This is a genomic window from Herpetosiphon gulosus (assembly GCF_039545135.1).
Taxonomy (GTDB): Bacteria; Chloroflexota; Chloroflexia; order Chloroflexales; family Herpetosiphonaceae; genus Herpetosiphon; species Herpetosiphon gulosus.
This window is the reverse complement of record NZ_BAABRU010000012.1, coordinates 60,825-72,873: the sequence shown is the minus strand read 5'-3', so window position 1 is coordinate 72,873 and position 12,049 is coordinate 60,825. Positions and strand designations below refer to the sequence as shown.

Annotated in this window: 7 protein-coding genes; 6 read left to right on the top strand and 1 reads right to left on the bottom strand. The window is 50.8% G+C overall.

What is annotated here, in order from left to right; all coding sequences use genetic code 11:
* Window positions 1-77: 77 nt before the first annotated feature.
* The 6 genes from fsa (at window position 78) to ABEB26_RS16735 (ending at window position 5,292) form a co-directional block, all read left to right on the top strand.
* The gene (gene fsa, locus ABEB26_RS16760) at window positions 78-743 is read left to right on the top strand and encodes a fructose-6-phosphate aldolase (RefSeq protein WP_345723189.1); all 666 of its coding nucleotides are present in this window, start codon (window positions 78-80) and stop codon (window positions 741-743) included.
* 123 nt (window positions 744-866) lie between these two features.
* Window positions 867-1,457 carry a CDP-diacylglycerol--glycerol-3-phosphate 3-phosphatidyltransferase gene (gene pgsA / locus ABEB26_RS16755; RefSeq protein WP_287045355.1) on the top strand — a complete coding sequence of 197 codons (591 nt, stop codon included), beginning with the start codon at window positions 867-869 and terminating at the stop codon, window positions 1,455-1,457.
* A gap of 9 nt (window positions 1,458-1,466) precedes the next feature.
* Window positions 1,467-2,081: a glycerol-3-phosphate 1-O-acyltransferase PlsY gene (gene plsY / locus ABEB26_RS16750; protein WP_345723188.1), complete on the top strand. Its 615-nt coding sequence runs from the start codon at window positions 1,467-1,469 to the stop codon at window positions 2,079-2,081.
* A gap of 92 nt (window positions 2,082-2,173) precedes the next feature.
* The gene (locus ABEB26_RS16745; RefSeq protein WP_345723187.1) at window positions 2,174-2,836 is read left to right on the top strand and encodes a uracil-DNA glycosylase; all 663 of its coding nucleotides are present in this window, start codon (window positions 2,174-2,176) and stop codon (window positions 2,834-2,836) included.
* 60 nt (window positions 2,837-2,896) lie between these two features.
* Window positions 2,897-3,406 (top strand): hypothetical protein, encoded by a 510-nt coding sequence (locus ABEB26_RS16740; RefSeq protein ID WP_345723186.1) that lies wholly within the window; start codon window positions 2,897-2,899, stop codon window positions 3,404-3,406.
* A gap of 176 nt (window positions 3,407-3,582) precedes the next feature.
* Window positions 3,583-5,292, top strand: coding sequence for a ribonuclease J (locus tag ABEB26_RS16735; RefSeq protein ID WP_345723185.1), 1,710 nt, complete (start codon window positions 3,583-3,585; stop codon window positions 5,290-5,292).
* A 102-nt stretch (window positions 5,293-5,394) separates the two neighbouring features.
* Here ABEB26_RS16735 and ABEB26_RS16730 read toward each other — a convergent pair whose 3' ends face one another.
* Entirely contained in the window at window positions 5,395-11,949 is a 6,555-nt protein-coding gene (locus tag ABEB26_RS16730) for a carboxypeptidase regulatory-like domain-containing protein (protein ID WP_345723184.1), read from the bottom strand.
* Window positions 11,950-12,049: the final 100 nt, after the last annotated feature.

Sequence of the window (12,049 nt, the reverse complement as noted above, 5' to 3'; positions counted from 1 at the left end):
CGCATTATGCTGCTATAATGCATGCTGGAAGTCTGAGAGGCATAGGTTCTAACCAGGGCAATCAAAGGAGCAACTGGATGAAAATCTTTTTGGATACTGCTGATGTCGAAGAGATTCGCCAAGGGGTGGCGATGGGTGTGGTTGATGGCGTGACCACCAACCCTTCATTAGCAGCAAAAGCAGGCCGCAACTTCCGTGATGTGGTTTTAGAGATTGTTGAAATTTGTCCCGGCCCAGTCAGTGCCGAAACCGTGGCACTGCAAGCCGATGAAATAGTCCGCGAAGGCCGAATTTTGGCCAAATGGGCACCAAACATTGTGGTCAAAGTGCCTTTGATGGCTGAAGGTTTGAAGGCTGTCAAGCAATTGACCAGCGAAGGCATCAAAACCAATGTAACCTTAATTTTTTCAGCCTCACAAGCCTTGTTGGCAGCCAAAGCTGGGGCCACCTTCGTTAGCCCGTTCCTTGGGCGGCTCGACGATATCGGCCAAGATGGCATGATCTTGATTCGCGATATTGTCCAGATTTTCAAAAACTACAATGTACAAACTGAAGTTTTGGCAGCCTCAATTCGCCACCCAGTTCACGTTTTGCAATCGGCATTGGCTGGCTCGCATGTTGCTACCATGCCATTCAAAGTGCTGCAACAACTGGTCAAGCACCCGTTAACTGACAAAGGCATCGAAACCTTCTTAGTCGATTGGCAACAAGTGCCCGATGCCGCAACCGTGTTTGCTGAGTAATCAATGAGTAATGCACCTTCATCAGGGCAATCACCGGCACCGCGTTTTCAACGCAGTAAACGCCCCCCGCTGCTTCGTCGGAAGGAGCGGGCGGGGCGTAAGCCTTGGGTGAACCCATGGAATATGGCCAACATTTTAAGTTCGATCCGCATCATCGCAACGATTCCGTTGTTAATGTTGTTGCTTAACGACACTGCCATTAGCTATTTCTGGGCGTTTTGGTTTTATGTGGTGGTCGCGCTCACCGATATGCTCGACGGCCAATTGGCACGAAAATATGGCTGGGTCAGCAATTTAGGCATCTTCCTTGATCTGACTGCCGATAAAATTTATACCGCCGGAATCCTGGTCTGTTTGGTTGCCACCAATCTGCTTGACCCATGGGCGGCGATTATTATTTTGGTGCGCGAATTTGTGGTGACTGGCTTACGCTCACTCGCTGCTTCCGAAGGCGTGGTTATTCCATCGGGGCGTTGGGGCAAGCTAAAAATGATCATCACAATCGTAGCGCTCGGCTGGATCATGGTTCGGGCCAACCTCGACCGTGACGGCTGGTTTAAGTTGATCGATTTTGCTGGCGGTTTGACTTGGCTTAGCCATTTATCGTCGATTGTGCTGTGGCTTGCTGTATTGCTCACGATTATGTCGGGAGTTGAATACATCTGGGGCGCTCGGGCGATTTTCCGCCAACCACCACGCCAAAAACAAGACTAAGGAGGCTCTGTGTACTATTTGCTGATTGCAGTGATCAGTTATTTGCTTGGGTCGATTCCTTTTGGGTTGTTGATTGGGCGCATGGTTGGTGGGATCGATGTGCGTTCGTATGGCTCGAAGCGCACGGGGGCAACCAATGTGCTGCGCACCATGGGGCCACGTTATGGCGGCTTGGTTTTTGTGCTCGATGCGCTCAAAGGCATTGCCGCAATTTGGGCCGCCCGTTGGCTCATGCCCGATAATGCTTGGGCCATGGTGCTAGCCGCCACAATTGCCGTGGTTGGCCATATTTACCCAATATTTGCTGGCTTTCATGGTGGCCGTGGGGTCGCAACTGGCTTGGGTGGCGTTTTAGGCATCTTCCCATGGGGCTTTTTGGCAGCGGCCTTGGTTTGGTGGGCGGTTGTACTATTGACCCGTTACGTTTCGTTGGCCTCAATTTTGGCCAGCATTGCCGCCGCGATTACTGCTGGCGTGTTTTTTATGCTCGATCAAAGCCATATTGCGATTGTAACATATTGTGGTTTGATCGCCTTAGCGGTGGTGGTTTCGCATCGTGATAATATTACCCGGCTGCGCAATGGCACCGAAAGCAAGTTTGGTCAGCGGGTCAGCGTCGAATAGCCAACCTATCGAGAATCAGACAAGCCTAAATTCGTGTACAATATCAACACATGATTTCTTAGGTTGTTGAACTCTGAGTTTAATTTGCGCTTATGACGCATGCTGCAGCAACACTTGCGGCCATTGCTGAAGAAGTCGCCCAATGCACTGCCTGCCCACTCTGTCGCACCCGAACCAACGCAGTGCCAGGCGAAGGCCCAGCCAATGCCGAGATTTTATTAATTGGGGAAGGGCCAGGCCAACGTGAAGATGCGCTTGGTCGGCCTTTCGTCGGGCCTTCGGGCGATTTGTTGGAACAATGGTTGGCCGAAATTGGCCTAACCCGTGAACAAGTCTTTATCGCTAATGTGGTGAAATGTCGGCCACCTGGCAACCGCGACCCTGAGCCAAGCGAAATCGCGGCTTGTGCCCATTTTTTAGATCGCCAGATTGCGGCTTTGGCTCCCAAGTTGATTGCGACGCTTGGGCGACATTCGATGAATAAATTTTTCCCTGGTGGCAAAATTACCAAAATTCATGGCATTCGCGGGGTTAAACGCCAAGGCCAAACAGTTTTTTTGCCCTTATTTCACCCAGCCTATGTGCTGCGTAACATGAATGCCATGCCCGAGGCAATCGCCGATATCAAGTTGATACCACGGCTAATTGCGCGGCTCAAACAGCGTTTGCAAGAAGAAACGAACCAAACAACTGAGCCAAATCTGCCCGAAACCGACGAGCCAACAACGCCACCACAACAAATGTCAATGTTTTAAGGTCTCATCGCCGAAACCCCAGAACATCCAATTGATTGCTAGACCTAGTAAGGATGCTGAATGAGCTTTTTTCGGCAACGTCGATCATTAATTGTGCTGAGCTTGCTGAACATCGGCTTATTACTCGCAACATGGTGGCTTTTATTGCAGCTTTTGGGTTTAGAACTAACGGCATTACCTAGCTCATGGCGGCAACAAGCCCCGACCTGGACTGATGGCCAAAAAGTTACGGCGTTTTTCTTGCTGAGTTTGAGCTTAACCTTGCCACGCATGCTTTGGCAATTAATCTTGGAGTGGAACACCAGCTATCATGTTGAGGCTGATGGGTTGACGATTCGAACGCTAGGTTTGCTGCAATACTATCCATGGCAAGCGTTGGCTCAATTGCGGCCAAATTATAGCTATGACGATTACGTTCAGCGGATTGATGTACTGATCGCACCAGAATTTAGCCAAACTCGTTGGTATCGGCGTTGGCTTTATCGCCATTATTACAACAAAGTGCCGTTATATGCCACATCGGGGCAACTCGTAAGCTTGCTGAGCCAAATTAAACAGCATTGTGGCTAGCATAGGCTTTTGCCCAATTGGGCAAAGGCTTGATCTGAAGAACTGCTACTCATCGTTATGTGGAGTGGTACAAGAAAATTCTATTTAACAACTCTCTCAGCCACATCGGGTTGGGATTATTCAGAAAGGAGCCATGACGACAGTGCAGGCCTACTTGCACTGTGGTTTGTATTCGTATGACTAAAAACAAATTACGGGTTATCCCACTTGGGGGCGCATCGGAAGTTGGCCGCAACATGTGGGTTTTTGAGTATGAAGAAGATATTGTCATCTGCGATATGGGTGTGATGTTTCCCGAAAGCGAGATGCTAGGCGTTGATTTGGTGTTGCCTGATATCACCTATTTGCGCGATAAAGTTGCAAATATTCGCGGTATCTTGCTGACCCATGGCCACGAGGACCACATTGGAGCCGTGCCTTGGTTGATTGGCGATTTGGGCTTTCCAACGGTCTACGGCACAACCTTAACCCTCGGTTTGCTCTCGAACAAGCTCAAAGAACATCGGTTAACTGATAAAGTTGCAACCAAAGTAATTGCCCCAGGCGATAAATTGCAGCTTGGTTGCTTCACGATTGAGCCATTTCACATTGCCCACTCCATCCCCGACTCGGTGGGCTTTGGCTTGACCTCGCCTGCTGGATTGGCTTTGTATATCACTGACTGGAAGCTTGACCATACTCCTGTTGATAATTGGCCAACCGAAATTGATCGTTTGGTTGATTTTGGCCGCCGCAACCCAATTGTGTTGGTCACCGACTGCGTGCGGGTTGAATCGAAAGGCTATACCCCATCGGAGCGGGTGGTTGGCGATGCCTTTGATCAAATTTTTGCCACAGCCCCGGGGCGGGTAATTATGGCAACCTTTGCCTCAAATATCTCACGGGTGCAAATGGCAATTAACGCAGCGATTGATTATGGCCGCAAGGTTGTGCCAGTCGGTCGCTCGATGGAAAACAACACCTCAATTGCCCGCGAATTAGGCTACCTTGAAGTTCCCGATGGCACGTTGATTCGGGCAGGCGATATGAAAAACTTGCCCGATGATCAAATTGCGATTGTGTGCACGGGCAGTCAAGGCGAACCAATGGCCGCGCTCTCACGCATGGCCAACCGCGACCATCGCCAAATTTCAATTCAGCGCGGCGATACCGTGGTAATCTCGGCCTCACCAATTCCCGGCAACGAAGTATCGGTCTATAAAGTGATCGATAATTTGTACAAACTTGGGGCAAATGTGATCTATGGTTCAGATTTGCCTGTGCACGTTTCTGGTCACGCGGCCCAAGAAGAGCTAAAAATGCTGCTTAACTTGGTACAACCGCAGTATGTTATCCCTTTCCACGGCGATTATCGCCACCTAGCTCGGTATAAGCAATTGGCCGAAGGTATGGGCTTTAATGGCGATAATGTGCTGATTGCCGAGGGCGGCTCGATTATGGAATTCAGCCAAAATTATGGCAAACTGGTTAGCCGCGCCCCGGTTGGTCATGTCTTCGTCGATGGCGTTTCGGTCGGCGATATTGGTGGGGCAGTGGTTCGCGACCGCCAAATGCTTTCCAAAGATGGCATCTTAATGGTCGTCGTTTCAGTCGATCTACAAACTGGCAACTTGGTCGCTGGGCCTGATATCGTGAGCCGTGGCTTTGTTTCGACCCGCGATTCAACCGATTTGATCGAGGGAGCCAAAGAAGCAGTACGAGCCTCGTTCAGCGAAAGCTATGTCGTGCCAGCTCGGGCATTTAGCGATGGGGAAGAAACCGCCGAGGGCAATTCGCCAGCAGTTTCTTCGCCAGCTGCTCGCAAAATCAAAGAAGTGGTTGGGCGTTTCCTGTACGAGCGCACTCGCCGCCGCCCAATGGTTATTCCAGTGGTGATGGAAGTTTAACATACCACACGCAAAAGCCGCCTTGGAGCATTTCCAAGGCGGCTTTTGCTTTAACCGATCAAGTGGCAGTTACTGAAAAATCTCAGTAACTGCCAGCTTGTTTTAGTTCTTGCTGACCATTGGTAAGTAGATCTTACGGGTTGGATCAACATTCTCAGTCACGTTGATGGTAACTGGAATTTGAACATTTGGTTGGGTCGTATCGTTGGTCTGGATACACAGGTTGACTGTGTGGAGACCAGCGGCCAAGCCATTGGTGTTGAATTCAAGTGCCACATTGGCTGAGCCATCGGCTGCAATCGTGCCACTATTTGGCACTGCGCGAACCCATGAAGCAACATTTGGTGAACATGAGACACCAGTCAAATCCAATGAAATATCGTCAAGGAAGAAGTTGGTATTACCGCTTGCATCAACGAACGACTCGATCAACAAGGTGTGGCTGCTGGTATCAGCCAAGACATCGCCGGTAATTGGCACATTTACCAAGGTATAGGTTGGGAAGCTGCCAACTTGGGCATTGGTTACGGTATAAACCGTTGTACCATCGATCTTAACCTTGAGGTAGTCGGTATCAACGCCACTTTGTTCGTTCATGAACAACCAGAACGACAAAGTGCCTGAAGCGTTACCGATTGCAGTAAAGGTTTGCGACAAGGTACCCAACTCATCTGGTGGGCTATCGGCTGGGTCAAGCCCGCCAAACCAAGCAAACCAGGTTCCAGTGTGTGGAACGTCGGCAGTGCCAGTTGAACAGCTGGTTGTACAGAATACAACACCGAAGTTGGTTGAACTTTGGCTCCAGAATGGATTGCTGTTGGTATTACCTGAAGCAACAGTTGCTTCGAAGCTACCATCTTGAATTGCTTCTTCAGCAGGAGCGGTTTGCTTGCTGCCGAGGCCACGTAGGTTAGCAGGAACTGGCTTGCGGGTTGGAGCTGCTTCGCCACTGGTTGGGGCTGGGCGGCCACTGGCAGCCAATTCAGCAATTGTCCACGTCAATGGTGCAGCACCATTGTTATCCAAGGTCAGGGTTTGCGTTGTGATGGTGTTGATTCCAACAGTCTCGCTGATTGGCGTGGTATCCACATCCAAACATGGTGCATTCAAGCGCAGTTGACCGTTTTGGGTAACCGCACCAGCTGCAGGAACCGTCACATTATAGGTTTGGGTGACATAGCCAGCCTTGGCAACCGTAATCGTATAGCTACCAGCAGCTAAGCTATAGCTGTATGATCCAGCAGCGCTGGTGGTCAAGACAGTTGCTGGCGTAGTGTTGATGGTCACAGTTGCGCCACTTAATGGAGCAGGTGAGACATCACATGCAGCTAAGCCTTGAATTGTCCCACTAATTGAACCGAAGTTCGGTGGAGCGGTAACCGTCAAGGTTACAGGGATAGTTACGCCTGGTAGCGGTGCATTGTGGGTCAAGACCAAGTTACCAGTGTAGACCCCAGCTTGGGTCAGGCCGTTGGTCGAGAAGACCACATTGACCACTTGATTGGTGACTGGCGTACCAGGTAAGCCAGTAATCGTGTTTGGCGTTTCAGTCAACCATGAAATAGCATCACAGCTAGCGGAAACACACAAGGCCATTTCGCTGCGCAGGCGAGCTTGGTTGAAGCTGAATTGAGCAGCTTGAGCTGTGCTTGCACCACGAACACCAACGGTTGCACTCAAACCATTGTCGTACAACGGATCGCCGTAATCGAGATCTTTGTATTGGTAAATCATGCCACCTTGTTCGTTGATCACAACTTGGAAGGTTGCACTACCAATGCCGTTATAGTGTGGGCGATTTTCCCATTGAATGATCAATGAGCGGTTTGGCGCAGTACCGACAACTTTCCAGTAGGTTGCCCCTGATTCATCATCAATATCATCCCAGAATGGTGAGATAACATTGTTGGTTGCACCAGTTAGCAACGATTCGTTGGTTGCGGCGACATCACCAGTGGTTACACCAACCAAGACAACACCGTTGTTAGCAACCCGCAAGTTGCGGCTGCTGGTGTTGAAGATGGTTACGGTGAATGGGCTGGTAATATTGGCTTCAGCATCGTCAGTCAAGTTCAGGTTTGTACCATCGTTGGCTTCGATCCAGCTATATGGAATTTCCGAGATGGTATAGCCAGCTTGGCTAACGGCGCTGCGGCTTTGCTCGCTGATTGTTGCATTGAGCGGAGCAGCACCCTTGCTGGTTACAACCAAAGTTTGAGTTACAGGGGCAGCACCCAATTGGAGTGACGCACTCAACGACTCTGGGCCAGCAGTCAAACAAGGCTTGTTCAAGCGCAAGGTGAAGTTTTGGGTAACTTCAGCACCATCAGCAACCGTGACGCTTTGCGATTGACCAAGATGATCAACGGCGCTAGCGGCAACGGTATAGGTACCACCTTGAGGCACGAAGAAGGCATATTCACCATTGGCATTGGTAGTAACTGTTGCCGTTACCCCGCTGGTATAGGTGATCAAAATCTTAGCGCCAGCGGCTGGAGCAGGAATCGTATCACAAACACCTGATGAAACAACCGTACCGCCAATCCGTGCTTGGGTAGCGGCTGGGTTGACAATCATCGTCACTGGAATGTTAAAGGTTTGGCTGATCACTGCTGAGTAGCCAAGGCTCAAACTACCAGTGTAGGTGCCAGGTTGGGTAATGACGGTTGGGTTCCAGCCAATTGCCACATCGGTGCTTGCACCACCAGCAATCACGCCAGTCGCAGGGGCTTCCTGCAACCATGGAATGCTATCGGTGTTACCAGCAATTGCTTGCAGCACGCGATCAAGCACAGTGCGCTCAATCGTATCGCCAGCAGCTGACGTACCCAAGTTTACGAAGTCGGTTGCAAGGTAGACAACTTTGTAGTTATTGCGTTGGATGAAGCTACCGCCAACTGCATTATTGACATAGCGGAAGATCACCGTCGATGAACTACCTGGGGTGTAGAAGTCAGGGTACGCGTCGGCTGAGGCTGCATTCACACCAGCCATGAAATCGAAGCCGGTCAAGGCTCGATTGGCCTGACCTGGATCATCACCACCATAGGTTGAGTCAAGCACGGTTCGGTAGAACGTACCTGAGTTGGTGAAGAAGCCAAGGTCGTTATCAGCAATAAACAACTTACCGCCTGCGTTGAGGTATTCGGTAAGTTTTGCTTCGCTGGCATTGTTGGCGGTTGCATTAGTTGTGCCAAGGAAGATTACTGCATCAAAGGTTTGCAAGTTGGCCAAGCTACGGGCTTCGAATGCAACGTTATCAATTGATTCAAAGGTATAACCAAGCGCTGTCAAGGCTGTGGTTGCAGCAGTGGCCGAAGTGGCCGAGTTGCGTTGAACCACCAAGACGTTGCCGCCAGCTCGATTGACTGCTGGGGTAAAGCCAGTTGCGCCATTTTCGCGAATGGTGTAGGTAAATGGCTGAGTACCATTGTTGGTTAATTCTAAGCCAACAGTATCGGTGAATGGTGCATCACCAAAGGTAAAGGTGCGGGTCAAGCTGGCTGGGGTATAACCAAAGGCTGGGGTAATTTCCAGATCTTGGGTTGTCGTAACCCCATTGCTAATCGTCAAGCTAGCGCTATCAGCAGCAAAGCCAATCTTCGAAGCCGTCAGGGTATGGCTACCTGGCTCCAAGCGAATAGCAAAGCTACCATCAGCTTTAGTCTTAACATATTGGTTGCTGATGGCGACCGTTGCATCGGCAACCGGTGCGCCGTTCGCGCTGTTGGTCACAATCCCTGCGACCGCGCCAGCCGCCAAAGTGAAGTCTTGGGTCGCCGTGCCAGCATCAACCACCGTTACCGATTGTGATTGCGTGGCATATTTCGGCGCACTGACCGTTACCGTGGTTGAGCCAACATTAGCCACCGGAATGGTGTATTGGCCTGCGGCGTTGGTTGTGGTGCTATAGCCAATCACCGAAACATTTGCCCCCATAATTGGGTTGCTTGGGCTAAAGGCATCACGCACCGTTCCAGTGATCGAGCCATAGCTCAACACAAAGTTTTGGGTCGTGGTGACATTTTCGGTAATTGATACGCTTGGGACAACTTGGAACGCACCTTGCAAGCTAGCGGTTACAGCATAGGTACCAACTGGTACGATCATGCTGTAGTTACCACTGGCGTTGGTCAAAGCACTTGAACCACCGCTGGTGCGAACCATTGCGCCAACAACTGGGTTGCTATTGCTTTGGGTTACTTGACCAGTCAAGGTACCGGTTGGGCCAACTGAGCCGTTGTAAACATACAAGGCAAAGTCTTGGTCGGTGGTATCAGCATTGCCTGGGATGGCATCGCCAGCAATGTTGCGGGCAATGACTTTAACTTGAATCGCGCCACTTGCGCCTGCTGGCAAGTACACACCTTCGATGTTGTTCTTGTTATCGGCAGTGCCACCAGTGGTTGAAAGTGCCCCGTTGAAGACGTTACCTTTGTAGGTTTGGCCACCAACTGTCACTTCGAGATCAAGGTCGTTGACATAGCTGTTACCAGTGGTGCTACCAACTGCGTCAGTCCATGCCAAGGTAATTCGGATTGGTTTGGCTGAATCGGCAACTTGGCCAATTTGGGTAAATTCTTCACCAGTTGCGCCAAAGGTGCGGGTTTGGTCAACCACAATCCGTGGGGTGTTGTCCAAGGCCGGAGCCAAGTTCATATCGCCCCAACCTTGGTTGTTTGATGGCAAGGTACCACCAGTACCGCTACCATTCATGTAGCGGGTTGAAGCCAACATATAGGCTTTCAACATCGCTGGGCTTGGAGCAACACCGCCACCAAAGCTGGTGCGATATTTGGTGTAGAGCAATGAAGCAGCCCCTGCAACCGCTGGGGTTGAGTGGCTCGTACCGCTCGACCAAGTGTAAAGTGTTTGGCCAGTTGGGTAGTAGGCACTCCCAGCAATCGCACAAACGCTAGCACCACTAAAGTCAGCTTGTTGTGAAGCTGGACCCATCACGTGCGTTCCAGGAGCCATAATGTCGGGTTTTACCCGTGCATCATCGGTTGGACCACGGCTTGAGAACGTAGCGATATCATCAGCGTTATCGGCATTTGGCTCATCACAACCATCCATCACGCCTTCGTCGCGCACGTTTTCGGTTGCGCCTACGGTGATAACGTTCTTGGCAGTACCAGGCGAGCCAACTGTGTTCGTCCCTGAGCCAGCGTTACCAGCAGCGACGATGTGAGCCATTTCTTGGTTGCCAGCAGTGGTGCTGCTTGCATCACGAGTTCCTTGGTCGTAGGCTTGTGATGAAGCGGTATACGCGCCACCACTGTTTGAGCCCCAACTGTTGGATGAGATGGCAGCACCATGGGTATAGGCCATCGCAATGATTCCAATGTAGTTGCTACCGCCACCACAATTGGTCAAATCAAAACTACCACCATTGTTGAAAATCTTGGTGCTGGCCATGCGCCCGAATGGCGAAATACCTAGACCAACGCGATAGCCTCCAGCAATGCCAGAGCTAGCACCGTCAACGTGTGGCGAGCCAGTCAGGTTGTTGTAGCTACCAACAATCCCTACATTGAGGTGACCGTGGCCATCTTGGTTTGATCCAGAAGCATCAGCTGTACAGTTACCAACTGCGGCGATCCGCGAGGCACCAGGCCGAATCCCATTAACATAGAAGTCGGGGTGAATCGGCGAGGTCGTGCCGTTATCCAAGCCATCATCGATAACATCGACAATTGGATATTGGTTGGGGTCAGTTGGCACGCCCTGGCTTTGCAACCATGAGAGGTAGCCTGGGCCGTTTGGCACCACTTTGCCACCAGCAGTGGTTACGTTACCAGCAATAATTTGACCTTGGCGCTCATCCATTTTTTGAGGAGCTTCCCACGCCTCAATATTGTAGACATTGGCGCGGCGAGCAATCGGAGCCAAGGCAGCTTCGCTGACTTGAACCGAAATCGTGGTGAAGTTGAGCACTTGCCAAGGGGTCGCGTAAACTTGAGCGCTTGCATCAAGTACTTCGCGCACATCACGCTCAACCGTAGCACTGTTGTAGAACTGAATCGTAATATCGACCAGCCCCTTCGCATCGGGGTTGCTGGCCTTTTGGCGGAACTCAGGAGCTAAGCGATATTCGGGGTGGTAAGCACCAGCCCATTGAATCGCCCCATTGCTCTTGCTGAGTGCATCAAGTTTGGCCACGGTTTGGCCATTTGCCCAAACGAGGTAGGCGTTGTTGGGCATATAAATCACGCGTTCCGCGCCAGCTTTGGTCAGTTCATCCAACCAAGCATCCTTGAGCGGCCCCGCAAATTGCACCAACCACAATTGTTGGTCGGCAGTTGGGCTTTGGCTCAGGCTTGGCTGTGGCGTGGGAACGCTCTTTAAAGGATTAAAGCTGATTCCCCGTAAGCCAATCGTATCAAGATCGGCAGCTTGTGCGCCAGCTAATTGATTGAGGCTATTGGCGTTGCTTGTGGCAACTTGCCAGACTGAAAAAGAGCCATAATCGGCAATCAATGTGCCATTCGTGCGAACAAATTTGTTGGCTGGGCTGTTTGGTTCAACGAGGAACTTGGTCGTTGCAGTCGGAGCACGCAATACTTCAGCACGGGCTGGTTGCGCCGCACCTTGAAGTCCCAATGAGAGCGTCATTGCAATGAGGGCTGCTTGCCGAATGAAGGGGAATTTGGCCATGCCATCCTCCACACACAAGTGTGTATGTAATACCAGTCAATTCCAAGAGGTACAATCGTGAGCATGTGGCTAAAATGTCAAAAGAGTAATATTAAATTGT